This window comes from Paenibacillus sp. FSL H7-689 (assembly GCF_000517905.1).
In the GTDB taxonomy this organism is placed as follows: Bacteria; Bacillota; Bacilli; order Paenibacillales; family Paenibacillaceae; genus Paenibacillus; species Paenibacillus amylolyticus.
In genome coordinates this window covers 325518-350698 of record NZ_ASPU01000015.1, presented here as the reverse complement: position 1 = coordinate 350698, position 25181 = coordinate 325518, and the positions used below count along the sequence as shown (strand labels likewise).

Below are 25181 nucleotides of genomic sequence, written 5' to 3'. Positions count from 1 at the left end.
ACCTCTCCTCTATCAGATTTGTTTCCAATAGGGAATAACTTTTCAAAAACCCGCCAGGTACGTAGAATATTCAAGCATGGCTTTGACGGAAGGGCGGATCTTGCTCTCACTCAGTGGTGTATTATCATTCTTGGATGGTTTGGAGTTGACTTCGAGCAGCCATACGCGCCCAGTGGTGTCCAAGGCCAGATCAATACCAAGTTCACCAAAATGAGCAGGGATGGCACTTTCGATTCCTTTAGCGATATCCAGTGCTGCGGTATGCAATCCTGCATACGCGGAAGCTTTGGCTGATCCAGACAACTGTGTTTTGGCAACAGCATCCTTGACGGTGCTGAGACTTCCACCCCGTGCCAGATTGGATACGTAGTGACTCCCGCCCGCAATCCGGGCGACGATGGAGGTTACACTCCATTTACCTGTACGGTTTTTTTGCACGAGCGCACGGAAATCCACGGGTCTGCCACTGTTGTCAATGAGAGTCAGCCCTTGTTGGATCTGATAACGCGTTGTTTTCATTTTCCCAGACATACTGGCATACAGTTTATCCAGAGAAGTATACGTTTGTTTCCGGGTCCCCCCGACGCCAGTCGCCAGAGTTAGGAAGCTTCCGTCAATCTGACGTGAGACCCGGATGATCCCTTTGCCCAAAGAACCGCGGACGGGCTTCAGAAATACAACCGGATGTCGGTTGCACATCGTCTTGAGCATGGCGGACGTCTTGAGCAAATGAGACTCGGGAAGAACTCGTTTAAGCGTTGAAATGGACTTGAGTGCGTCAAACACTTCGTTTTTGTCCAGAAACTTTTCATTGAAGGTTTGCGTGCCGTAGAGCGATTTTACTTCTTTCATAAAATGCTGTACGCTAGGTTTGTTCTCAAGCTTGCGGGACGTTAGCCGGTTATTGACGACGTCTGCTACAGGCAGAACAGTCTTTTTCCAGCCGTCATCATACACCCAGCCTTTCATATAACCCGTTACCGCTCCAATATCCTCCGGTGTGAAAAAGGATACATAGGCGCCTTGCTTACGGCAGGCGTTCACCAGTTCTTGACAGAACATCGTGATGGAGCCAAAGGGCCGATCGGGCTGATCGGGATAGTCCTGGCTAACCAGTACACTGATGTAGGGTCCAAGGCGAAGCGTACGGCTGGCTGAACGATAGGATACCCTCAGGACCGAACGTGGAACGAGACCGGTCTTGCTGGCAACTGTCTGATTGATGCGCAGCCCGTCATACCTTGGTACCGGAATAACAGTGACTTCGCGGCGGAAAGAGCCAAATTGCAGCTGAAGCGGCCTTCCTGAAGGGATTTTAAGCGCCTTAAGCACCCCTTCGCCCAGCATGATGACGTCGTCCTGCAGGATGCCCGAGCCGGTAACCTGAATCGTTACTTTTTTAGTGGACATCACGGATCTCCTTCCGGGCGGCAACTTGATGTCTGATCTCGAAGTTGAACGGCATCTGAACATGGCATGTGCTTCATCATATGAGGACATATAACCCTTGGTGATTGACCCATATGGATTAAATGCATTTGATTTCGAGGCAGGTTATTGATGGCCTGTTTCAGAGCGCCCTTGTTTGACAGGAGAGAAAAGCGTGTATTAACACGGATGAACAAACCAATCTGAGGAGGAATAATAGTGAACATTTATGACAAAGCCAATGATTTGGCCAAAGCACTGAGAGAAAGCAGCGAGGTGGAAGAGATTACTTCCGCGATGAAGCTGATTGAAGCTGATCCGGATGCAAAAGCAATGCTGGATAACTTCCGTGATCAACAAATGGAATTGCAACAACGTATGATGAGCGGGGATATGCCAGCTCCGGATGAGATGGAGAAAATGGAGAAGCTGTTTGAAGTACTGAGTTTGAATCTGAACATCCGTCGTTTGTTTGATGCGGAGCGTCGCCTCAGTGTCATCATTGAAGACGTGAATAAAATTATTGCTGACAGCCTGGGTCATCTGTACGGTGGCGCTGAAGCGTAAAAAGGTAGTTCAAAAAGTCCACTTTTGATTACGAAGGATGCCTAGCTTCATTCCATCTTCTCGGTACTGAAAACTGATCTTTTTGAACACGTACTAAACGCTTGTCTTGTTTTTTTACCTGAACCTTTCATATTAGCTCCTTATCGTTCATAGACTAGACATATAGAGTCGATCAAGAACGAAGGAGCTGTGAATGGTGAAGAGGTTGAAAAAAGCAAAACATGTGATCTATCTGCTTATTGCGTTGTCGATGCTGGTCATTGCACTGCCGCGGATTTCCTTTGCTGGAGGAATGGACTGGGTTAATATTTTTGGCATCGTATGGGTGCTGTTCTCCTTATTAATCGTTGGTGCACATCTGCATTTTATTCTCGGTGTAGATGAAGAGAAGAAGCGTGCACTGGAAGCCGTTCGCCGGGCGAAGCTGCGGCAGTGGGAGATGAAACTGCTGGACAAGCAGGAGCGGAGCGAGTCTGTATAAGGTACAGAATGAGATCCAACATGGAAGACCGGAATCCCTTGGTACAAAGGGGCCCCGGTCTTTTTTGGTACATACAGAATTAGAGGTTAATGGGATGATTAAATTCAGATGGCGAACTTGCCTGTGAGAATGGGTAGGGGTGGGGTTATTTTCCTAAAGCCGTGTTATAATAGATACAGTATAGTACAGATGCATCTTCGGGGGTGGTACAGTTGGACGGACAGGAAGAGAACGTCACGAAGCATGAACAGTTACTTCAACATATTGAACAACTGAAGGTTGGTAGTAAAATATCAGTACGTGGACTTGCGCGGGAGCTGGGTGTAAGTGAAGGGACAGCGTATCGTGCGGTGAAAGAGGCGGAGAACTTCGGGCTGGTCGTGACCAAGGAACGAATTGGAACGGTGCGGATCGAGAAGAGACCTCGGGGCATGTCGGAACAGTTGACCTTTGCTGATGTCGTGACCATTGTGGAGGGCCATGTGCTGGGGGGTAACGAAGGTCTCGCCAAACCGCTGCACAAGTATGTGATTGGCGCGATGAAGGAACAGGCAATGGCCCGTTATATTGACGCTGGGAGTCTGCTGATTGTGGGTAACCGTGAAGATGCTCACTCGCTTGCCCTCGAACAGGGAGCGGGCGTGTTGATTACGGGTGGTTTTGGGACAAGTCGTGAAGTAAGAATTATGGCTGACGAGCTTGGGCTACCGATTATTTCATCCAGACATGATACATTCACGGTAGCTTCAATGATTAACCGTGCGATCTTCGACCGGCTGATTAAGAAAAAAATTATGCTTGTTGAGGATATCATTGGTCAGAAACCTCGCTTGCAGGTATTGAAGGTGACCAGTTCAGCCGCAGATTTTCATATGTTGGTTTCAGAGACGGGTGAACATCGCTTCCCGGTGGTGGATGAATGGAACCGGGTCATCGGGATTGTGAGTCTGAAGGATGTCAGTGAGCTGAAAGAAGATCAAAGTATTGAGAAATGTGTGATACGCCGCCCGATTACGGCCTCATTGCAGACATCTCTTGCTTCTGCTGCCCAGATTATGACCTGGGAAGGCATTGATTTTCTGCCAATTGTGGATCGGAATCGCAAACTGATTGCGTCCGTCACACGCAAGGAAGTGCTTCAGGCCATGCGGGATGCACAGAAACAGCCACAACTAGGAGAGACGTTTGATCATCTGATCTGGAACGGGTTTGCCGAGGAGCGCGGTGAACAGAACGAATTGTTATTTCACGGATTCATCATTCCTCAGATGGCAACGGATCTGGGTACGATCTCCGAAGGTGTTCTGTTGAATGTGATGACCCAGGCTGGCCGGCGGGCAGCGTGGGATGTTACAGGGAACGACCATGTGGTGGATAATGTAACGACGTATTTTGTTCGACCGGTACAGATTGAGGATCAGATTCTGGTTCGCCCGTTAATTCTGGAAACCAGTCGTCGAACGTGCAAAATGGACATTGTGGTTACCCGTGAAGGCAGTGTGGTATGCAAAGCGGTAATGACATTGCAGTCGATTGACCATGCCTAGCAGGGTACGTTGCCTCGGGCATAGACAAAGAGAGTACTCCCTGATCGAGAAGCTCTGCCGGGCTGCGCTGTCGCGCGGTTCTGGCTTCGCTTAACGAAGGGGAAGTACTCTCTTTTTGCGGACAACGATAGCGCTTCAATAAATCATGCAGATTGTCCGGAGGTTTTACCTGATCCATTACTGGACCGTTGTTGAAGCCGCGCATAATAACTGCGGTTACGTATTCCGGCAAATACATTATACGCACCCATAATCAGAAATAGCGCTTCCACAATCACAGATAAAGTGGAGCCCGTGAAGACAAACATCAGGATCAGGGCAAGAACAACAAGCATGCCACCCATCCAGATATTTGTCCACGAACGGTACAGACCGGCGCTGGTAGCATCCGAACTTCTGTGTGAACGAATACTGTTCAACGCTGCAAAAACCATGGCAACAGCAAAGATGGCGATTAGAGCATATTTGAGTACATCAATGAACACAAAGACGCAGCTCCTTTTCTGGAAAGCATTTACTGCCCTTATTGTACCATGCAGAGATGCAGACAAGGGCAGTTTTTTGCTGTTACGCAGGAACGTGCATGCGAATCTGTACCCAAACTTGCAGTACGCCTTCCATAACCAGCATCGTTTTGACCTGAACGGTGTATTCCTTTTCCCTGACCGAGTACACTTTCTGATTCAGCATGATTCGCGTCATTTTGCTATACTCATCGATGTTGAATACATCTCTGCCCCGAAGTACCTCAAGTTCGTCTCCGAGCTTCTGTAACATCACTTTCAGAGAAGCCTCGTCTGGCCCCTTATCCGATTCTTCTGCACGGACTTTGATTTCCTTGATAACGGTTTGGCGTTTACTGTATTTTTTCAGCGTTTTGATATCCTCCTCATTCTGATGCAGCTGAAGCTGCAGCTCCTGATTGTTCAGCCACAACGCATTGTAACTCAGGTGAAATACACCGTTGTAGACGACACATCCAGCGATCATTCCCAGAACAAACACAGCGGTCATTCGCATCAGCGGGCGGTAACGAGAAAATGGCGGAACTCTCATGAACGCTGTTCCTGTCTCATATTAGCTCCGGCCTCCGCCGCACACCCATTTCACTAGCTCGGTTCCCATATGCGCGCCCATAAAAGCAGAGATCAGATACAGGATTTGTTTGACCGCCGGAGACAGGTTACCATCCAGAAAATTGCTCTCGATGACACGCATGGGATCTATTGTGCCGCCAACAGCGGCTGCGAGTGCCCATATCTTTATTTTTCCAGAAATATCGAGCATCGTCTGTGTCGGAGGCTGAAGAGAGATCACGGCTCCAATACCTCCGATCATCGCGCCGCCCAGCACGATTCCAAACGCAATAAAGAAATCAAGAATGGCTTTGGACAAAAATGTGCTCACTGGCAACACCCCTTTCAGACCTAGCAGCACACCTCCTGTCTTCGGTCTGTCACAGGGGGAGCGGCTTGTACTTCTATTGTATGGGCGTGCCCCCGAACGTTATGATAAAATAGAATAATAAAGTCTCCTTTTAAGAGGTTGTCACGAATTTTAATAGGAGATTCCATTTTTTTATTTATTTAATTCATATATATATGAGATAGATAGGGTAGCAGACGGATCAGAAGATCGATGCTGCGACTATCTGCGGCGAAAGGAAGAAAAAAACATGAGTTCTTTTGTGCATTTGCACGTTCACAGCGAATACAGTTTGCTGGACGGCGCTGCGCGTATTCCGGATCTCGTGAATAAGGCTGCAGATCTCGGAATGACGACACTTGCGCTGACCGACCATGGCGTGATGTATGGTGCAATTCCTTTTTATAAAGCATGTATGAAGCGAGGCATCAAGCCGATTATAGGTTGCGAGGCATACATGACAGCAGGGTCCCGCAAAGAGCGGGGAAGCCGCAAGGATCAACCGATTCATCATTTGATTTTGCTGGCCAAAAATATGACGGGTTACCGAAATCTGATGAAATTGTGCTCGATTGGACATCTCGAAGGTTTTCATTACAAACCCCGTGTAGATATGGAAAGTCTGGCTGCCCATCACGAGGGCATTATCTGTCTAAGTGCGTGTCTTGGTGGTGAAGTACCACAACATTTACTGCATGGACGAGAAGAAGAGGCGAGACGTGCGGCGTTACGCTACAAAAAAATCTTTGGTGACGACTTCTATCTGGAACTTCAGGATCACGGGCTGTCGGAGCAAAAAAGGGTGAATCCGCAGTTGATCAAACTGGCTGCCGAGCTGGAGATTCCGCTTGTAGCCACCAATGATGCACATTATCTGTCCGAAGAGGACGCGGAGCTTCAGGATGTACTGATCTGTATCGGAACAGGCAAGACCGTGGATGATGAGAATCGGCTCCGAATTGGAACCAATCAGCTCTATCTGAAAAGTGAAGAAGAGATGGCTCGTTTGTTTCCTCATGTACCGGAAGCTCTGGCAAACACCGTCCGCATTGCGGATTCCTGTGAGTTGAAGCTGGAATTCGGCAAATCGATTTTGCCGGAATACAGACCGCTTCCTGATGGACTTAGCCCTTCGGTGTATCTGCGTCAGCTGTGCGAAGAAGGAATGAAGGAGCGTTATGCGCAGTCCACACGTTGGACAGATGCAGAGCTTCGATCCGAACTCGAACAACGATTGGCGTATGAGCTGGGTATAATCGACAGCATGGGATTCTCGGATTATTTCCTGATTGTTTGGGATTTTATCGCCTATGCGCATAAGCAAGGCATTGTTACTGGACCGGGCCGGGGCTCCTCGGCAGGTAGTCTGGTAGCGTACACTTTGCATATTACCGATGTTGATCCGATGAAATACAACCTGCTCTTCGAACGATTCCTGAATCCCGAGCGGATCTCTATGCCGGATATTGATATTGACTTCAGCGATGAGCGGCGGGATGAGGTCATTGATTATGTCGCGCATAAATATGGCAAAGCCCATGTCGCCCAGATCATTACGTTTGGAACGATGGCTGCCCGTGCAGCCGTACGTGATGTTGGGCGGGCCCTGAATGTGCCTTATGGCGAAGTGGACAAGGCTGCAAAGCTGATTCCGGCGCAACTTGGTATTAACATCGAGCGGGCTATGGAAGCTACACCTGAGCTGAAGGCGCTGTATGAAACGAAGCCTAAGACACGTGAGCTGTTGGATATGGCGATGAAGGTCGAGGGCATGCCACGTCATGCTTCGACCCATGCTGCGGGTGTGGTTATCTCCCGTGACCCGCTGACCGATGCGGTGCCACTTCAGGAGGGCAGTGAAGGGACAGCGTTAACCCAGTATTCCATGGAAAACCTGGAGTCTATTGGGCTGCTTAAGATGGACTTTCTTGGTTTGCGTACCCTCTCAATCATTGAGCGGTGTTTACGCTGGATTAGGGAACATGGAGAAATTCCGGATTTCCGCCTTATCCCCGATGATGATCCGTTAACGTACGAGATGCTTGGGCGAGGGGACACGATGGGCATATTCCAACTGGAATCTGCCGGGGTACGCCGTGTGCTGAAAGAGATGAAGCCAAGTAGTTTTGAAGATGTAATCTCTGTACTTGCCTTGTACCGTCCGGGTCCGATGGAGTTCATATCCAAATACATTCAGGGCAAGCATGGACAGATTGAAGTGGATTACCCCCATGTGGATCTGGAGCCTATCCTGAAAGATACGTACGGGATCATCGTGTATCAGGAACAGATCATGCAGATAGCCTCCCGGATGGCGGGTTTCTCGCTGGGTGAGGCAGATTTGCTCCGCAGAGCGGTCTCCAAGAAGAAACGGGAAGTGCTGGATCTGGAGCGTGGACACTTTGTACAAGGCAGCCTGAAACAAGGGTATAGCGAAGAAGAGGCAGACCTGGTCTATGATATGATCGTCAAGTTTGCAAACTATGGCTTCCCGCGTGCTCATGCCGCGGCATATGGTGTGCTTGCGTTCCAGACGGCTTATCTGAAGGCGCATTATCCGGTTCATTTTATGGCATCCATGTTAACAGCCGTAATGGGCAGTCATCGGAAAGTGGCAGAGTACGTAGTGGAATGTCGGCGTATGGACATGGAGGTGCTTCCGCCGGATGTGAATGAGAGCGGTATTCTGTTTACACCTGTATTTGTGCCGTCCGGCAGCGCAGGAACCGGGGATCAGAGCAATGCATCGCAGCAGACTGCGGGAGCAGATGCAGAGAATGACGCTGGAAGCCCTGCCGAAGAACATGCCACGAATGTTAACGTGGGTTCCTTCAGGGAAGATCGCGTTCATGAGCATGATGGGCATTCGGGACAAACCGAATATGGTGAAGCGCCTCTACCGGATGATCCCGGTCCTGGACCGGAAGAGGACGGTGGTGGATATGAGTGGCAGGCAGCGACATCCATGCCTGAGGCATCCGACAACTGGAAGGAACCGGGATTGGTGAAGGCTTCTTCAATGGAAAATGGTAATGACGAGGGACAAGAGGCCTCTTCCTCGCGCGCGGAGCAAGGGGAACTGTCCTCTGTGGAGAAGAACGTTGCAGTGTCTGATGATAATTCGGATGAGGAAAAATTAACGGGTGCAATACGATTTGGTCTGGCCGCTGTGAAAAATGTCGGTACCCAGGCAATGGAAAGCATTATGATCGTAAGGCAGGAGAGACCGTTCGACAGTTTGCTCGATTTTTGTCGTCGTGTGGATTTGCGTGTATGCAACAAACGTGTGATTGAATCGCTGATCCAAGCCGGAGCTTTTGACACATTACCTGGGCACCGGGCCCAATTGCTGGCGATGCTGGATGAGACTGTTGAAGCAGCGTTGAAATGGCGCAAGGAACGCGAGGATCTGCAGATTCAATTGTTCGACTTTGTTGAGACGCCAAACTGGGAGATTGAATATCCGGAAATTCCTCCTTATTCCTCAGGGCAGCAACTGGAGCTAGAGCGAGAGTTGTTAGGTTTGTATCTCTCTGGGCATCCTCTGGATGACTATGAAGATGTGCTGGAATCGAGTGGGGCTGACCGGATCATGGAGCTGACCGAGGCGGCAGACGATACGATGACCGTCGCAGCGGGTATGGTTGTGTCTGTGAAGTCGATTACGACGAAACAGGGCAAGGCTATGGCGTTCATGGAGCTGGAAGACCAGATTGAACGCTGTGAAGTGGTTCTCTTTCCCGAGGTATGGCGGCGTAGCCAGCAACATGTCGGGAAAGGTGAACTGCTCGTCGTGCGTGCCAAAGTGCAGCAGCAGGACGAAGGGTTTAAGCTGCTGGCTGAGGAAGTGGTGCCGTTGTCACCGGCGGCACTGGAGCAGCAGCTGCGCAGCCGTGACCGGCGCGTCAAGCCCGGCAGCGGCAGCTCTTCGCGCCCGGCGCAGTCGGCTTCGCCGCGGCGGCCCGCGGGGGCAGGAGCCGAAGCGCAGCGCAGCAGCGCAGGCGGGGATGCTTCCGGTGCGCGTAGCAGCGGGAGCCAAGGCTCGGCAGCGACGCGCAGCGATGGGGCGGGTACGGGCGCAGCCACGGCGGCGGCTTCCCGGCCTGGCGGTGCCGCTGAGGCGGCAGGCAGCCCGGCGCAGAGCCGCGAACCGCGGGCCGTGGAGCAGCGGGTGTTCGTGAAGATTGCCCCGCATGCGGAGAAGCCTGAGCTTCTGGCACGTCTGAAGCAGCTGCTTCAGGAGCATCCCGGACCTGTGGCGACAGTGCTCTTCTATGAGCAGCAGCAGAAGCTGCTTGCGCTGAGTGATGCCTACCGGATTAAGCCATCACCAACCTTGTTCTCCGAGATGGAGAAAATGCTGGGTGAAGGCACGGTCAAAATTAAATAAGAGGCTGTCCCGTAAGTGATAGCACTTATCCATAGTATGAAACCTGTTTGGCTCAATGCTGAACAGGTTTTTTTTTGATTATTTTAGTGCGAGCTCGGTTCCCTGACGACAGGGTTTAAACAAACAAATTGCAGACTTGTCATAGGCCAGCTACAGACCAGAGCGGAATGTACAATCCTGCAACAGGTCCAGGGTGCGACTGGTATTAACCATCCGCACATTTTATGAACATTTTAACAGGTTGCTGCATACACTTGAGAACACCGAAGGACCTCGCGGTCCTCGGGGGATTGATGCGGGAGGTCGAGATATGTCATATGAAATCGTAGAAGCCATGCTGGCCCGGCGGGGTGTACGGATTGATGCAATCGCAGCAATTGTATACCGTCTGCAAAAAGGGTACCACCCCGAACTGACCTTGGACGACTGTGTAACCAGCGTGAAATCCGTTCTGCAGAAACGAGAGGTGCAATATACGCTCTATACGGGTATCGCTCTCGACGAACTTGCGGAGAAAAAACTCTTGCCCCAACCGTTACAGGCTATTATGGAAGCGGATGAATCCCTGTATGGAGTGGACGAGACTCTGGCCCTCGGCATTACTCATGTGTATGGTATGATTGGTTTAACCAGCTTTGGTTACCTGGATAAAGAAAAAATAGGTGTAATTCATGATTTGAACGAACACACAACAGCCATTCATGTCTTTTTGGATGATCTGGTCGCAGGGGTGGCCGCTGCGGCTTCTGCCCGGATTGCACACAAAAATATTAAAGCCAAAAAATACCCCTCAGACCTTTAACCCCCTGTATTTCCATGCTTGTCTGTTATGGTCAATCTAATGGCTCATATGAAGGTCTTCAAGGGCGGCTGACGCTGCCCTGATAAGCTTGCGGCTGCTTATGGAAGAGGTATGAACAAGAAGATTCCGTCAACCATATGAGTTATTCGTGGGGGACTAATGTCCCTCATGATCCCAAATTCTCCCCAAAGGTCCCGAACCCTTTCTTGCAGAAAAAAAGTGAGGTATGTTATCATTAGTCCAATATACGGGCTCTGAACATTAGCTTAGGGGGCGGACAAGGCATGTGGACGGTGATTTACATTGCACCGACAGCAAAGGTTGCGGACAAGATCAAGACCAAGCTTTCGGAAGAAGGTTTTCTGGTACAGACCCGTCCCATCAGTTTATCCAAGCAGCAATTTGAGATTCGCGTCCCTTCTGGGGAATTGGAAGAGGTCCAGGAAGTGCTGAATTCCATTCTGCATTCCTGATTTGTTCGACATCAACGTGCCTTGGCAGATGAAGAAGTACCATCGGTACATAAGGGACTAATCGCGTAAGCGGAGAGAGGAATCGACTTGCATGTATTGTATGCTGCTGTCCTTCCTTCTTTTTTTGTTAGGACAAGGACCGACCTGGTTGCTCCCGGAGACCCTACCAAGATAGATTCAAACATCGGCGCAACAATCTTTCGGTTTTTGCAGGTAACATCAATCGTGCTGACAGAAGCCGGTGATCCTTGTCCTGTACCGGCGGATTTTTTTGTTGTGAATGCTGGACAAGGCCCATGGCAGCGTGTGGGTCGTAAGCGGTTTACCGTAACACGCGGATGAAGTTGCCACAAGCAGCGCTCTGCAGGTTGCGGCCATCAAATCAACGGCTGGAGAGGTGTAGTTGTGTTCAAAGATATATTCCAGAAGAAACGGAAGTACGCTACCATACCTTCCGAGCGTGCACTTCCCGGCGAAGGCCAGGAAGTCCTAGAACGCCCAAAACGTGAAATACCTGAAGGGCTTATGAACAAGTGCAGCAAATGCGGCACCATTCAATATAGCAAGGAATTGGAGAAAAATCTGAAAGTATGTCCTGCCTGCGGTTACCATATGCGTCTTAACGCTATGGAGCGCATTGCTATGGTACTTGATGATCAAGGATTTGTTGAGTTTGATGCTGATATGATATCGGTTGATCCACTTGGCTTTCCTGGATATAGCAACAAATTGGAACAACAGCGTCTGAAATCGGGCCTGAAGGAAGCGGTAATTACAGGGGAAGGAACCATTGATGGTCTGCCTGTAGTTGTGGCTGTCATGAGCTTTGATTTCTTCACAGGCAGCATGGGTTCTGTTGTAGGGGAGAAAATTACCCGTGCCATTGAGCATGCCACAGAGAAACGGTTACCATTGATTATTTTCTCAACATCAGGTGGTGCCCGGATGCAAGAGAGTATTCTTAGCCTCATGCAAATGGCTAAAACAAGCGCAGCTTTATCCCGTTTGGATGAACAGGGCGGGCTGTACATTTCGGTCATTACGGACCCAACAACAGGTGGAGTCTCGGCAAGTTTTGCGAGCCTGGGCGATATTAACATTGCCGAACCTGGCGCTGTATTTGGTTTTGCCGGCAGAATCGTTATCGAACAGACGATCCGTCAGAAGTTACCTGATGATTTCCAAACGGCTGAATTTAATATGCAACATGGTCAGTTGGACATGGTTGTGCACCGGAAAGAGCTTCGGGCCACTCTTGGCAAGCTTCTGGATATGCATAGTGAAAAAGGAGGGGTCTAAATGGCGGGTGAGTTGCCATATGAAGCGCCTCTGGTTGAGATGCGCAAAAAGATTGATGAACTCGTACAGTTTGGACAGGAAAAAGGGATCGACTTCACGGACGAGATTGCCCGCCTGGAAGAACGTTACCATAGACTTGAAGAAGAGATCTACACTGGCATAACAGCAGCTCAGAAGATGCATCTGGCCCGTCATCAGCAGCGCCCAACGGCGCTGGACCTGATCCAGCTGATATTTACGGACTTCATTGAGCTGCACGGTGATCGCATGTTCGGAGACGATCTTGCGGTTGTTGGCGGACTTGCCAAGCTGAATGGAAAGACAGTAACGGTAATCGGACAACAGCGGGGGAAAGACACGAAGGATAATATCGCCCGCTTTTTCGGCAGCGCTCATCCGGAAGGTTTCCGAAAAGGACTTCGTCTGATGAAACAAGCGAACAAATTTGGCCGTCCTATTATTACGTTTATTGATACTAAAGGGGCGTATCCGGGTAATACTGCAGAAGAGAGAGGTCAATCGGAAGCGATTGCTCGCAACCTGATGGAAATGGCGAAGCTATCGGTTCCTGTTATTGTTGTGGTCATCGGCGAAGGTGGAAGCGGCGGTGCCCTCGCTATGGCTGTGGGTAATCGTGTGTTGATGCTGGAACATGCGATCTATTCTGCAATCTCTCCGAACGGCGCTGCTTCAATTCTCTGGAAGGATGCATCCAAGGCAGATCAGGCGGCTGAAGCAATGAAAATAACAGCCAAAGACCTGTTGGAGATGGAAGTCATTGAAGAGATTGTCCCTGAGCCACGCGGCGGTGCTCATCGGGATTATGAAGCGTCTGCTGCTTTCATCAGTGAAGCGTTGGTCCGTCATCTCGACGATATGAAGGGTTGGAGCGGGGATCAGCTGAAACAGGATCGTTATGAGAAATTCCGTAAAATTGGATCGGTCACGTTTGAACCTCAAGCATCCATTGAAGCCCCTCAAGAGCTTGTAAAAGTCGATGTTGCGAGTAATTTGTCGGGAAATGCTGAATAATGTGACGAATTTCCTATACAAATGAGCAAAAGTATAGTAAATTTAATAGTTGGAAAAAGAAAAATAGATAAAGAGTAATACCTTTAAAATCGGAGGAAACCCAAAATGCGTAAAACGAAAATTGTATGTACCATTGGTCCATCCAGTGAATCTCTGGAGAACACCAAAAAATTGATTATGGCCGGTATGAATGTGGCCCGTCTGAACTTCTCCCACGGTGATTTCGATGAGCACGGCGGACGGATCATTGCGATTCGCCAAGCATGCGAAGAGTTGAACAAAACAGTAGCGATCCTGCTGGACACCAAAGGACCGGAAATTCGGACAGGTAAACTCGAAGTTGAACCGATCGAATTGGTTCAAGACGAGTACATCACTTTGACAACAGAAGAAATTCTGGGCACCAAAGAACGTCTTTCCATTACGTATACAGATCTTCCGAATGATGTTGAACCGGGATCTACAATTCTGATCGACGACGGTCTGATCGGACTGACTGTGGTGGAAGTGCAAGGCACCGAGATCAAATGCCGTATCGTTAACGGCGGATCGATCAAAAGCAAAAAAGGTGTTAACGTTCCGGGCGTTGCCATTTCTCTACCGGGTATCACCGAAAAAGACGCTAACGATATCGTATTTGGTATCGAACAAGGTGTCGATTTCATCGCGGCTTCTTTTGTACGTAAAGCAAGTGATGTACTTGAGATTCGTGAATTGCTTGAAAAACACAATGCTGGACATATCCAAATCATCTCCAAAATCGAAAACCAACAAGGTGTCGATAACCTCGACGAAATCCTTGAAGTGTCTGACGGTCTGATGGTTGCTCGTGGAGACCTGGGTGTTGAGATTCCTGCGGAAGAAGTACCATTGGTACAAAAACGCATGATCCAAAAATGTAACGTTGCAGGTAAACCGGTTATCACAGCTACACAAATGCTGGATTCCATGCAGCGTAACCCGCGTCCAACACGTGCGGAAGCAAGTGACGTGGCGAATGCGATCTTCGACGGTACGGACGCAATCATGTTGTCCGGTGAGACAGCTGCGGGTAAATACCCAGTTGAATCTGTTCTGACCATGTCCCGTATTGCTGAAAAAGCAGAATCTGCTCTGCCTTACCAAGAGTTGTACCTGAAACAACGTGTTGCTCAACAAACAACAGTTACGGAAGCAATCAGCCAATCGGTTGCTCTCCAAGCTCAAGATTTGAACGCAAAAGCGATCATTACTTCGACTGAATCAGGACATACTGCACGCATGATTTCCAAGTATCGTCCAGAATCTCCAATCATCGCTGTGACAACGGAAGACAGAACTTCCCGTCGTTTGGCTCTGGCTTGGGGTGTAACTCCTGTCAAAGGAAGACTGGTTGATTCCACGGATGCTTTGTTCGAAAATGCAATTGAAGGCGGTGTAAAATCCGGACTTGTTAAAGAAGGAGACCTGGTTGTGATCACAGCAGGTGTACCTTTGGGTCGTTCCGGTTCTACCAACCTGATTAAAGTAAGCCAAATTCCAAACAACGCTTAATAGCGTCTTGGATGGAGAAGCAACAGGAGAGAAGCAATGGGGCTTTATTGTCCCGTTGCTTTTTTTCCATCTTATTGACACTTTACAACGAGGTAACACGTATGAATGATAGAGCGAAGGAGGCCGATAACGTGCGAGAACAGAGCAATGGTAACTGGTATGCGGCACGTCTTCGTGTACGCTATCAAGAAAGTGACCAGATGGGCGTGGTCTACCACGCGAACTATTTGAATTGGTTTGAAATCGGTCGAACTGAGATGATTCGCCAAATGGGGTATACATATCGTAAAATGGAGGAACAGGGGTTACTGCTTCCCGTAACCGGACTGGATGTGAAGTATCACAAGCCTGCCCGATATGATGATGAGATTATCATTTTCACCCGTATTGCTGCATTTAGTGGTCTGCGACTGAATTATGAGTATGACGTAAGACGCATGTCTGAAGAACCTGATGAGCGTATGGCGATTGGAGAACGGGTATGGTCAACTGATGAATCACTCCCCGGTGAACGGCTAGTTACAGGTTCTACCCAGCATGTATGGGTGAATGGGGACTGGAAGCCAGTTCGGCTGGATAAGGCAGCCTCTGAGTTATTCAGCGCGCTTGAAAAGGTGTGGCTTTCGGGAAAGGGGTAATACGTCAATGCGAAAATGGATGTGGGCTTTACTCTTAATCATTCCGGTGATTGAATTATTTGGTTTTATTCTGATGAGTGACTGGATCGGAGCCGGAAAGACATTGCTTCTCATGATTCTCACGTCCTTGATTGGTATAGCAATGTTGCAGTTTGAAGGGCGAAAAGTACTTGTGGACGCCAAATCCGAGATGGAGCGTGGCAAGGTACCTGGAAGAAAAATGGTCGATGGTCTTTTTATTTTTGTCGGTGGTTTCTTGCTTTTGATTCCAGGCTTTGTAACGGATCTGATCGGGTTTACACTGGTATTTCCATTAACACGTCCGGTGTACCGTCTGTTCTTCTTGGGGTGGCTGGAGAAAAAAATGAAAAGTGGCAAAATTACGTTTTATCGTCGTCCGAAATGAAACACCAGTTGTTTTGCATAATAAAAAAAGGCTCCGCTCAGCAGATGATTTCTGTTGAACGAAGCCTTTTTCTATTTTCCTGGGTGCTCATAAGATGATGCCTCATCGGACACGGCCGTTGATGATATACGTTCTGAGGTCGCGTAATACGTTAGCCCGATTGAACGCATCGAGAATCACGAGACTGACAGGGCCAATAATCAAGCCCAGAACACCGAACAACTTCAAACCCACAAACATGCCAACCAGCGTGGCGAGTGGGTCGAGCCCTACACTGCTTGCAAGTACCTTCGGTTCAATAATCTGACGGGCAATCAGTAAGATCAGATAGATAATACTAATGCCAATACCCAGATACAGATCCCCATTCATAAAGAGGTACGCTGCCCAAGGCACCATGATAAGGCCAACACCCAGATAAGGAAGCAGATCGACCAAACCAATCATCAGAGCGATGGTGAAAGCTGAATTGACTTGCAATATAAGCAGTCCAATCATGACGAATAGTGCTGTAATCGAGATCATGATCAATTGTGCTCTTGCGTATCCGAACAGTGCCTTCTTAAGGTCAGTCCAGATGTCGGATATCGGCTTGCGAATGGAAGAGGGTACCCATCCCGATACGGTGATGTTGTGCCTGGTCCAGCTTTTGCTAATGAAGAATGTAGACAACAGAACAACGATTAATACCGCGCCCATGTTCGGCAGGGAAGTCAGCAGACTCAGAATCATGTTGAAAAATCCGGTGACCAGATCTGTGACGGCTGTACCCACCGTTTCAGTTGTTTTACTAATATTGCTGTTGATGGTTTCCTGGTAGTTGGGATTTTCCTTGTAAAATTCATTGATCTGCGCAGTCAAACTTTGAATGGTGTCATTCTGGGTCCAGCGCACAAACGTGTCCTTGATCTCATCAACATGAAGATCAAAGCTTGTCGTAAGTGAAATGACTTCTTTTACCATGCGGGTAATCGCCGCAGACAGCACCACCGCAATGGCTCCAAAATAAAGGATCAATGAAAGAGTCACAGCCAGCCAGCGCGGGAATCGTGCTCGATGCTGAAGCAGTTTCACTAAAGGATTCATGGCATAGGCGATAATCCAAGCAATCGCAAAAGGGTACAAAAGCGGGAACAGCAAGTATATGGCAACGGCGATCAGAACGGCCGCAATGATAACCCATAAGCCACGGAGCAGGCGTTTCATTATTATTCTATCCAAGCATCAACTCTCCTTATTTCAATTAAGCCGACCTATGTATGATCCATGAAGCAGTATTAAAAATAGATGGCTATCTTAATTAATATAGAGCATTTACAAGGTTTTGAAACGCCGGGATGTTACCAGATCTTGTTCAAGAGTGGACTTTTGAACAAGATGTATGGGGATTCTTTCTTTTGCCTAGAGTATGCCTTAGTATTACAGAATATAGCAATAGAAAGTTCTCATACGACAGGATTGGTTAAAAAACATTAAATGTCAACCTTGTTTTTGTAAAGGCTTTCAAAAATGCTTTATCGGACCGATAAAGAAGTTTGATGTGCGAATGAACTCTCATCATGTTCACATAAACGACAAAATCCAGTATGATGTTATAAGTAAATACCGATTGACAGATAGGAAAACCTTAGTTTGAAATATTTGTTAATTTTAAAATGAAAATGTTTACAAAAAGAGAATAGGTGCATTTTGGCACTTATATGACACTCTGGAATGGTTCCTGATTTCGCTTATTAAAGGAGAGATGTAATATGACAGCTACCAAAGGTCTGGAAGGCATCGTTGCGACAACCTCTTCGATCAGTTCTATTGTAGACGGTGTGCTCACATACCGTGGTTACGATATCGACGATTTGGCTGAACATGCCAGCTTTGAAGAAGTTGCCTATTTGTTGTGGTTTGGTAAATTGCCAACAACGGATGAACTGAAATCCCTTCGTAAAAGCCTGAGCGATTACGCGCCGATTCCGAGCGAGTTGATTGCACAAATCCAATTGTATCCGAAAAACGTCAGTACCATGGCAGCACTTCGTTCCGCTGTCTCTGCACTTGCACTGTACGACGAGCAAGCGGATGAGATGACAACGGAAGCGAATGAGAACAAAGCGGTTAAGTTGCAAGCACAGTTGCCAACGATTGTGGCAGCCATCGCCCGTATCCGTCAGGGCAAAGAACCTGTGGCTCCAAAAGAAGGCGCTTCCATCGCAGAGAACTTTTTATATATGATGACTGGTGAAGAACCATCCGAGACCGCAGTGAAAGCATTGGATCAAGCCCTTGTCCTGCATGCGGATCACGAGTTAAACGCGTCGACATTTGCAGCCCGTGTAACGGTTGCGACGCTGTCAGATATCTATTCCGGTGTAACTTCCGCCATTGGCGCACTGAAGGGACCACTGCATGGCGGTGCTAATGAAGCCGTTATGAAAATGTTGAATGAGATCGGTACGCCAGATCGTCTTGAAGCGGCAATTCAGGAAAAACTGAATAATCGTGAAAAAATCATGGGCTTTGGACATCGGGTGTACAAAAACGGTGATCCACGCGCCAAACATCTACAGAAGATGTCCAAGGAACTTGGCGAGATGAACAATGATACGCGTTTGTATGATATGTCTGTGAAGATCGAGGAACTGGTAACAGGACAAAAAGGACTGAAGCCTAACGTAGACTTCTATTCTGCTTCTGTATATACCCAACTGGAGATCGAACAGGAATTATTCACTCCGATCTTTGCCATCAGCCGGGTGTCTGGATGGACTGCGCATATTTTGGAACAGCTTGCGGACAATCGCATCATTCGTCCACGTGCGGAGTACACTGGTCCTACAGAACAGAAATACGTTTCTATTGAACTTCGCTAATAGCCGCAAAAACAGTATAATAATATGGACGAGGTGAAGGGTTGGAAAGCAGAGGCTTTACTGGCTTAAGCTCTCAGGACCCTTCTCTCAACAAGACTAGTGGTATGATGAATACTGCATATACGAAACCTAGGAGGAATTTTAACTATGAAATTAGAAAAATTTGCTCACCCAACTGAAGGCGAAAAAATCCAAATTGATAACGGTACACTTCAAGTACCTAGTAATCCAATCATTCCATTTATCGAAGGTGACGGTACAGGCCGTGATATCTGGAAAGCTTCCAAACGTGTATTGGATGCAGCTGTTGAAAAAGCTTATGATGGCAACAAAAAAATCGCATGGTATGAAGTGTTTGCTGGACAAAAAGCATTCGATACATACGGTGAGTGGTTGCCGAATGATACACTGGAAGCCATTCGCGAGTATATCGTAGCGATCAAAGGACCATTGACTACGCCAATCGGTGGCGGTATCCGTTCCCTGAACGTAGCCCTGCGTCAAGAGCTTGACCTGTACACATGCTTGCGTCCTGTTCGTTATTTCGACGGTGTACCTTCTCCGGTTAAACGTCCTGAGTTGGTAGACATGGTCATTTTCCGTGAGAATACGGAAGATATCTATGCAGGAATCGAGTATGCTGAAGGTTCTGAAGAAGTGAAAAAAGTGATCCAGTTCCTTCAACAGGAAATGGGTGCTAACAAAATCCGTTTCCCTGAGACTTCCGGTATTGGTATCAAACCAGTTTCTTCCGAAGGTTCGAAACGTCTGGTACGTGCAGCTGTGCAGTATGCAATTGACCATAACCGTAAGACGGTTACACTGGTACACAAAGGTAATATCATGAAATTCACAGAAGGTGCCTTCAAAAACTGGGGATATGAAGTGGCTGAAGAAGAGTTCGCTGACAAAGTATTCACATGGGCACAATACGACATCATCAAAGAAAACGAAGGTACAGATGCAGCGAATGCAGCACAAAAAGCTGCTGAAGATGCTGGTAAAATCATCGTAAAAGATGCGATTGCCGATATCGCTCTGCAACAAGTATTGACTCGTCCAGGCGAATTTGATGTTATCGCAACATTGAACCTGAACGGTGACTATCTGTCCGATGCACTTGCAGCGCAAGTTGGCGGAATTGGTATCGCTCCTGGAGCGAACATCAACTACGTAACAGGACATGCTATCTTCGAAGCAACTCACGGTACTGCACCTAAATACGCGGACAAAGATGTCGTGAACCCTGGTTCCGTTATTCTGTCCGGAGTAATGTTGCTTGAGCACTTGGGATGGCAAGAAGCAGCTAACCTGATCTACAAAGGTATGGAAACATCCATTAACAATAAAACAGTAACGTATGACTTTGCACGTCTGATGGACGGCGCTACTGAAGTGAAATGTTCTGAATTCGCGGATCAAATCATTAAAAACCTGTAAGGGGAGATGTGAATCTTGACTATTCAGCGCAAAAAAATCACAGTAGTCGGCGCCGGTTTTACCGGTGCTACGACCGCATTAATGCTTGCCCAAAAAGAACTCGGGGATGTTGTACTGGTTGATATTCCTCAACTGGAGAACCCGACGAAGGGGAAAGCACTCGATATGATGGAAGCAAGTCCTGTTCAAGGATTTGACAGTCATATCGTCGGTACTTCCAACTACGAAGATACTGCAGGTTCTGAGATTGTAATCATCACCGCTGGCATCGCCCGTAAACCGGGTATGAGCCGCGACGATCTGGTCAATACGAATGCGGGTATCGTGAAGTCCGTTTGTGAAAATGTGAAAAAATATTGCCCTGATTCCATCGTCATTATTCTAAGCAACCCGGTGGATGCGATGACTTATGCAGCTTATCAGACCCTTGGTTTTCCTAAAAACCGTGTTATCGGTCAGTCAGGTGTTCTGGATACAGCACGTTATTGTACCTTCATTGCGCAAGAGTTGAACGTATCTGTTGAAGATGTTCGTGGATTCGTTCTTGGCGGCCACGGAGACGACATGGTGCCACTCGTTCGTTATTCGAGTGTAGGTGGTATTCCGATCGATACGTTGATTCCGGCAGACCGCATTGAGTCCATTGTTCAACGCACACGTGTTGGCGGAGGCGAGATTGTGAATTTGCTGGGTAACGGCAGTGCCTATTATGCACCAGCAGCTTCGCTTGTTCAGATGACCGAAGCGATTTTGAAGGACAAGAAACGTATCATTCCAGTGATCGCTTATCTTGAAGGTGAATATGGCTATAATGATCTGTTCCTCGGTGTACCAACCATTTTGGGTGGTAATGGCATTGAGAAAATATTCGAACTTGACCTGACAGCGGAAGAAAAAGCAGGATTGGACAAATCTGCTGATTCGGTTCGCAACGTCATTTCGGTAGTAAACCTGTAAGTTTGAAAACTTTTTGAACAGAAGCTAAAAGAAAACCTCCGGTAAACCCGGAGGTTTTCTTTTCTTTGGATAAGTTCCCCAGTATAATGGGATGTGATGTATAGCACACCGAAAATGTTGAGGAGGATGAAAATTTTGACAATGATTATGTATTTGCTCCATATTGTTGGAGCACTGGCGATGGGATTCTATTTGATTCTGCCATTTGTGGTCGGTAAAATCCGTACTTTGAATGCCGCAGCACAAGAGGGAGCCTTTGCATCACTTCGTTCTTTGAACAAAGTCGCGCAGTATGGACTTGTAATCCAACTTCTTACTGGTGGTTACCTGATGACCAAAGGTGAGTATTCTCATGTCTGGATGGCTGTCGTTGTTGTTCTGCTCTTGGCTATTGCGGCTATTGGAGGAATTATGGGTAAACCGCTGCGACTCGCTGCAGAAGGTGTGAAAAACAAACGTGATGTGGGTCCTGAGCAAAGCAAGATCCGTATGTTCAGTACACTTCTGGCTGTATTCTTGCTAATCATGGTGTACCTGATGGTGAATAATCAGGTGATCTAAATGCGTTGCGGACGGTTAATCCACCTTATGAAGATGTATTGTTAGTTGTTGGTTAAGCGTTTGCAGACGTACTTAGGACAAGCCGGATGAGATGTAAGATGGTGTTTCGTTGAAACAAACAAAAAATAGACAGCCTCATTGGCTGTCTATTTTTTGTTATTACCAAGATGAAATCAGCAGTCCTCGGTTTATTTGAACTGGAACTAGAGGGATCACTACCATACATATCATCATACATATTTATCTGACAAGGTCTACATTGGTTAGGATGTACTCACAGTATACGCCCGCACTGCATTTCGACCATTACGCTTGGATTCGTACAAGGCAGTATCAGCATCGCGTAACAAGGACTCCAGCGAATCTGACCCTCCATTGTACTGGGCAATACCAAAGCTTGAGGTGAGCGTAATAGGCACTCCCTTAACATCCAGGGGGTCATTCAACAAGGCAACTCTCAGTTGTTCGGCAAGTTTCTCGGCTTCTTGAAGCGAGGTATTCGGAAGAGCGATGACAAACTCCTCTCCTCCATAACGGGCAAATAACATCTCAGGGCTTAAATATCGATTACAGACAGAGACCACATGAATGATGGCCTGATCGCCAACATCATGCCCGTACGTATCGTTGATACGTTTAAAGTAATCAATATCAAATAAAATAAATGAAACAGGTTGCGGATTAAGCTGAGCTTCACTCAAAATCTCCCGTCCTCTATGCAAAAATTGAGTGCGATTATAGATTTTGGTCAGACCATCGAAATAAGCCAGTTGTTTCAACTGTTCTTGCAAGAAGCGTTGTTCCGTTATATCAATTAACATAATTAGACTGCCCACAGTCTGTGCATCCTTGTTATATACGTAAGATGTCCTGACCTGATAACAGACGGTCTCTCCATTTAACTGCCAGTACAGATCCGTTTGCAATCCTTCTCTTCCGTATTCAACGGGAAATGTCTTTCCAGCAAGATTAAGCCAGATATCATCCAAGGGTTGGCCAATCATGGTTGTATTAAGCTCTGGCAACATGTCACGCAGAGATCTGTTGTAATCGACCAGTCGATTGAAGCTATCCAGTACAATAACACCTTCACGCATGCTCTCGAAAATACTGTCTTTGGCGATGGGTACGATGGTTAGTAGACGTGAGGATAGAATCGCCCAGATATACATGGCAGATGTGATACACATGAGTACGGGTACGGGGTCCATCCCGCCGGGGGTCAAACCAAGCAAATACAGAAAAGCTGCGACCATAGGAATAATCTGTGAAGTAATGAGAGTAAGTAATTGACGACGATACATCTTTTTGGTGTGTCTCCATTGTCCGATCAAAATGAGGCAGGCACATAACAGACAGGAGAAGGTGAATGCACCATGTACAACATACCATTGACCCACTGCGATATCCATCAGAGGAACGGGACTATCTTCTCTCAGCCATACTTTTTTATAAAATAGATGATGAAAGTCATTGGTTGCAACCATACCTAGGGTAATGGAAGGGATTACAAACAGCGCGGCAGTTACCTTTTTGGATAACGTTTTTCCTGTGTACTTTATCATCAACATGAGGCCAAGAGATGCGGAGAAGGGCATGCCTATATACTCCACGGTGGTCCAAAACATCATCTGTTCCAGCGTGTTGCTGGCTAGCTCAATCGCATAACCAAAAGTATATACGGAGAGTGCTGCTGTGTAGAGAATGAATATTTTGGAACTGGGAATCTCGGATCTTCTGAAATAGGTATATAAACACAAAAAGACATTCAGCACGGCTGAAGTAGCGACGAGTGTTATATATGAATTAATATGCGATTCCATTGTCAGGTCTCCATGTTAGGTTAGAATGATTAAACCAATAAAGATGAGAGTTAAAGCACATCAGTATACTGTACATTGTACATCAGCCCAAGCAGCATAGGAATACACTTTGTATCATGAAACAGTCTAATTTCGAATAAATTTCGAATTTTTGGCCAAACAGGCATTGAAGCAAATTGGTTGTTTGATATCTAAAGAGAGTGGTAAATAACGATTAGAGACAGCACGCTGAGGCTTAAGTTGCTGTTCATCGCAGAAGAATAATCTAAACTGTTCATGCCATCCTACAGAATGAGACTTTTTCAGAGAACGAAAGACAAGGAAGTATACAGTTAGGGTCCATGTCTTCTGTAATCCAAACATGTTCACATTTTGAGAGGAGAATGTTAGATGTCAACCAACACACAACAAAATCAAAAAACAATGCCAGCACAGCATCAGGATCAACGCCCCGGTATTGAATCGGAGATGCATCCCAGACCGGAATTTGAGAAGCCTGAATACAAGGCAGCAGGTAAACTGACGGGTAAGGTGGCCCTTATTACAGGGGGTGACAGCGGAATTGGACGTGCTGTTGCTGTTACGTATGCCAAGGAAGGCGCGGATGTCGCCATTGTATACCTGAGCGAGCACGAAGATGCCAAGGAAACGAAACGTCAGGTCGAACAAGAAGGACGCAAGTGCATCTTGATTGCAGGTGACATTGGTGATGATGCCTTTGCGAAGAAATCTGTTCAGCAGACAGTGAATGAACTGGGCAAACTGGACATTGTCGTGAATAACGCAGCAGAACAGCATCCACAGCAGAATCTGGAGGATATTACGCCAGAACAGCTGGAGCGTACATTCCGTACCAATATCTTTGGCATGTTCTATGTGACACAGGCAGCCCTGCCACATCTGAAGAAGGGCAGTACGATTATTAATACAACCTCTATCACAGCCTATCGCGGAAGCCCAAGCCTGCTTGACTATTCATCTACCAAAGGGGCAATCACTTCGTTCACTCGTTCGTTATCGATGAATGTGATTGAGAAGGGAATTCGTGTCAATGCCGTTGCACCAGGGCCGATCTGGACACCACTCATTCCATCCACATTTGATGAGAAAAAAGTAAGTGAGTTCGGCGCAACGCAGCCAATGAAGCGGCCAGGACAACCGGATGAACTGGCTCCCGCTTACGTATACCTTGCTTCGGATGACTCTTCGTATGTGAGCGGACAGGTGATGCATGTAAATGGCGGCGAAGTGGTGAACGGATAATACGTTAAGGACGTTTAGATTCAGGATAAGATTGATTATATAGAGAGGCGTATCGCTTTCAGCATGGCTGAGCGGTGCGTCTTTTTTATATCAGGTGAATATGTATGTCAAAGATGTGGTTAGCACCTGTTTACAAAAGTCGGCATCTCTGTTGATACAACTATGATATTTTATTATTAGCCATGTCTGACTGCAGTTGATAGCGTATTGCAAAGTACTGACTGAAAAGATTGGGAGTCCCCTAATCTGTGA

The 25181-nt window shown here is 47.4% G+C and carries 23 protein-coding genes; 17 read left to right on the top strand and 6 right to left on the bottom strand.

Going from position 1 to position 25181, the window contains the following annotated elements; translation table 11 throughout:
- Window positions 1–42 precede the first annotated feature (42 nt).
- On the bottom strand, window positions 43–1410 hold the full coding sequence (locus tag C170_RS12500) for a YheC/YheD family endospore coat-associated protein (RefSeq protein ID WP_036609865.1): 1368 nt from the start codon (window positions 1408–1410) through the stop codon (window positions 43–45).
- Window positions 1411–1647: 237 nt separating this feature from the next.
- Between C170_RS12500 and C170_RS12495 the strand changes: the two genes are divergently transcribed.
- The 3 genes from C170_RS12495 (at window position 1648) to C170_RS12485 (ending at window position 4023) form a co-directional block, all read left to right on the top strand.
- Window positions 1648–1995 carry a YlbF family regulator gene (locus tag C170_RS12495; protein ID WP_036609862.1) on the top strand — a complete coding sequence of 116 codons (348 nt, stop codon included), beginning with the start codon at window positions 1648–1650 and terminating at the stop codon, window positions 1993–1995.
- Window positions 1996–2191: 196 nt separating this feature from the next.
- Complete coding sequence (locus tag C170_RS12490) at window positions 2192–2476, top strand: hypothetical protein (protein WP_085981456.1); 285 nt, start codon at window positions 2192–2194, stop codon at window positions 2474–2476.
- A 212-nt stretch (window positions 2477–2688) separates the two neighbouring features.
- A complete protein-coding gene (locus C170_RS12485) occupies window positions 2689–4023 on the top strand; it encodes a DRTGG domain-containing protein (RefSeq protein WP_036609860.1) in 1335 nt (444 codons plus the stop codon).
- A gap of 143 nt (window positions 4024–4166) precedes the next feature.
- Here the strand turns inward: C170_RS12485 and C170_RS12480 are convergent, their stop codons facing one another.
- The 3 genes from C170_RS12480 to C170_RS12470 form a co-directional block, all read right to left on the bottom strand.
- Complete coding sequence (locus C170_RS12480; RefSeq protein ID WP_036609858.1) at window positions 4167–4508, bottom strand: YtpI family protein; 342 nt, start codon at window positions 4506–4508, stop codon at window positions 4167–4169.
- Between the two features lie 82 nt (window positions 4509–4590).
- Window positions 4591–5079 (bottom strand): hypothetical protein, encoded by a 489-nt coding sequence (locus tag C170_RS12475; RefSeq protein WP_036609856.1) that lies wholly within the window; start codon window positions 5077–5079, stop codon window positions 4591–4593.
- A 21-nt stretch (window positions 5080–5100) separates the two neighbouring features.
- Complete coding sequence (locus C170_RS12470) at window positions 5101–5430, bottom strand: YtrH family sporulation protein (RefSeq protein WP_026081169.1); 330 nt, start codon at window positions 5428–5430, stop codon at window positions 5101–5103.
- A gap of 268 nt (window positions 5431–5698) precedes the next feature.
- Here C170_RS12470 and C170_RS31330 point away from each other — a divergent pair, with 268 nt between their 5' ends.
- The 9 genes from C170_RS31330 to C170_RS12425 all read left to right on the top strand — a co-directional run bounded on the left by C170_RS31330 (window position 5699) and on the right by C170_RS12425 (window position 16021).
- Complete coding sequence (locus tag C170_RS31330; protein WP_036609854.1) at window positions 5699–9838, top strand: DNA polymerase III subunit alpha; 4140 nt, start codon at window positions 5699–5701, stop codon at window positions 9836–9838.
- Window positions 9839–10148: 310 nt separating this feature from the next.
- On the top strand, window positions 10149–10640 hold the full coding sequence (locus C170_RS12460) for a phosphatidylglycerophosphatase A family protein (protein WP_036609851.1): 492 nt from the start codon (window positions 10149–10151) through the stop codon (window positions 10638–10640).
- A gap of 284 nt (window positions 10641–10924) precedes the next feature.
- Entirely contained in the window at window positions 10925–11113 is a 189-nt protein-coding gene (locus tag C170_RS12455; RefSeq protein WP_017689496.1) for a hypothetical protein, read from the top strand.
- Window positions 11114–11200: 87 nt separating this feature from the next.
- Window positions 11201–11455 (top strand): hypothetical protein, encoded by a 255-nt coding sequence (locus tag C170_RS31015; RefSeq protein ID WP_036609848.1) that lies wholly within the window; start codon window positions 11201–11203, stop codon window positions 11453–11455.
- Between the two features lie 63 nt (window positions 11456–11518).
- The gene (gene accD / locus C170_RS12445) at window positions 11519–12412 is read left to right on the top strand and encodes an acetyl-CoA carboxylase, carboxyltransferase subunit beta (protein WP_036609844.1); all 894 of its coding nucleotides are present in this window, start codon (window positions 11519–11521) and stop codon (window positions 12410–12412) included.
- Complete coding sequence (locus tag C170_RS12440) at window positions 12413–13444, top strand: acetyl-CoA carboxylase carboxyltransferase subunit alpha (RefSeq protein ID WP_036609840.1); 1032 nt, start codon at window positions 12413–12415, stop codon at window positions 13442–13444.
- Between the two features lie 105 nt (window positions 13445–13549).
- Window positions 13550–14977 (top strand): pyruvate kinase, encoded by a 1428-nt coding sequence (pyk, locus tag C170_RS12435; protein WP_017689492.1) that lies wholly within the window; start codon window positions 13550–13552, stop codon window positions 14975–14977.
- A gap of 131 nt (window positions 14978–15108) precedes the next feature.
- Window positions 15109–15615, top strand: coding sequence for an acyl-CoA thioesterase (locus C170_RS12430; RefSeq protein WP_036609837.1), 507 nt, complete (start codon window positions 15109–15111; stop codon window positions 15613–15615).
- 7 nt (window positions 15616–15622) lie between these two features.
- Window positions 15623–16021 (top strand): FxsA family protein, encoded by a 399-nt coding sequence (locus C170_RS12425; RefSeq protein WP_036609835.1) that lies wholly within the window; start codon window positions 15623–15625, stop codon window positions 16019–16021.
- A 102-nt stretch (window positions 16022–16123) separates the two neighbouring features.
- Here the strand turns inward: C170_RS12425 and ytvI are convergent, their stop codons facing one another.
- Window positions 16124–17242 carry a sporulation integral membrane protein YtvI gene (gene ytvI / locus C170_RS12420; protein WP_036609832.1) on the bottom strand — a complete coding sequence of 373 codons (1119 nt, stop codon included), beginning with the start codon at window positions 17240–17242 and terminating at the stop codon, window positions 16124–16126.
- Between the two features lie 530 nt (window positions 17243–17772).
- Between ytvI and citZ the strand changes: the two genes are divergently transcribed.
- The 4 genes from citZ (at window position 17773) to C170_RS12400 (ending at window position 21843) form a co-directional block, all read left to right on the top strand.
- Complete coding sequence (gene citZ / locus C170_RS12415) at window positions 17773–18885, top strand: citrate synthase (RefSeq protein WP_017689488.1); 1113 nt, start codon at window positions 17773–17775, stop codon at window positions 18883–18885.
- Between the two features lie 147 nt (window positions 18886–19032).
- Window positions 19033–20325 carry an NADP-dependent isocitrate dehydrogenase gene (icd, locus tag C170_RS12410; RefSeq protein ID WP_036609828.1) on the top strand — a complete coding sequence of 431 codons (1293 nt, stop codon included), beginning with the start codon at window positions 19033–19035 and terminating at the stop codon, window positions 20323–20325.
- A gap of 15 nt (window positions 20326–20340) precedes the next feature.
- Window positions 20341–21282, top strand: coding sequence for a malate dehydrogenase (mdh, locus tag C170_RS12405; protein WP_036609827.1), 942 nt, complete (start codon window positions 20341–20343; stop codon window positions 21280–21282).
- 135 nt (window positions 21283–21417) lie between these two features.
- The gene (locus C170_RS12400) at window positions 21418–21843 is read left to right on the top strand and encodes a hypothetical protein (protein WP_017689485.1); all 426 of its coding nucleotides are present in this window, start codon (window positions 21418–21420) and stop codon (window positions 21841–21843) included.
- Window positions 21844–22106: 263 nt separating this feature from the next.
- Here C170_RS12400 and C170_RS12395 read toward each other — a convergent pair whose 3' ends face one another.
- A complete protein-coding gene (locus C170_RS12395; protein ID WP_036609826.1) occupies window positions 22107–23666 on the bottom strand; it encodes a histidine kinase N-terminal 7TM domain-containing diguanylate cyclase in 1560 nt (519 codons plus the stop codon).
- A gap of 390 nt (window positions 23667–24056) precedes the next feature.
- On the opposite strand from C170_RS12395, the gene C170_RS12390 reads away from it, so the two are divergent.
- Entirely contained in the window at window positions 24057–24929 is an 873-nt protein-coding gene (locus C170_RS12390) for an SDR family oxidoreductase (protein WP_036609825.1), read from the top strand.
- Window positions 24930–25181: the final 252 nt, after the last annotated feature.

Excerpts from the sequence above, each read along its gene's own strand:
- C170_RS12475 (WP_036609856.1), bottom strand. The coding sequence starts at position 5,079 with ATGAGAGTTCCGCCATTTTCTCGTTACCGCCCGCTGATGCGAATGACC.
- citZ (WP_017689488.1), top strand. The coding sequence starts at position 17,773 with ATGACAGCTACCAAAGGTCTGGAAGGCATCGTTGCGACAACCTCTTCG.
- pyk (WP_017689492.1), top strand. The coding sequence starts at position 13,550 with ATGCGTAAAACGAAAATTGTATGTACCATTGGTCCATCCAGTGAATCT.
- C170_RS12425 (WP_036609835.1), top strand. The coding sequence starts at position 15,623 with ATGCGAAAATGGATGTGGGCTTTACTCTTAATCATTCCGGTGATTGAA.
- C170_RS12500 (WP_036609865.1), bottom strand. The coding sequence starts at position 1,410 with ATGTCCACTAAAAAAGTAACGATTCAGGTTACCGGCTCGGGCATCCTG.
- C170_RS31330 (WP_036609854.1), top strand. The coding sequence starts at position 5,699 with ATGAGTTCTTTTGTGCATTTGCACGTTCACAGCGAATACAGTTTGCTG.
- C170_RS12455 (WP_017689496.1), top strand. The coding sequence starts at position 10,925 with ATGTGGACGGTGATTTACATTGCACCGACAGCAAAGGTTGCGGACAAG.
- C170_RS12395 (WP_036609826.1), bottom strand. The coding sequence starts at position 23,666 with ATGGAATCGCATATTAATTCATATATAACACTCGTCGCTACTTCAGCC.
- C170_RS12440 (WP_036609840.1), top strand. The coding sequence starts at position 12,413 with ATGGCGGGTGAGTTGCCATATGAAGCGCCTCTGGTTGAGATGCGCAAA.
- icd (WP_036609828.1), top strand. The coding sequence starts at position 19,033 with ATGAAATTAGAAAAATTTGCTCACCCAACTGAAGGCGAAAAAATCCAA.
- C170_RS12460 (WP_036609851.1), top strand. The coding sequence starts at position 10,149 with ATGTCATATGAAATCGTAGAAGCCATGCTGGCCCGGCGGGGTGTACGG.
- C170_RS12390 (WP_036609825.1), top strand. The coding sequence starts at position 24,057 with ATGTCAACCAACACACAACAAAATCAAAAAACAATGCCAGCACAGCAT.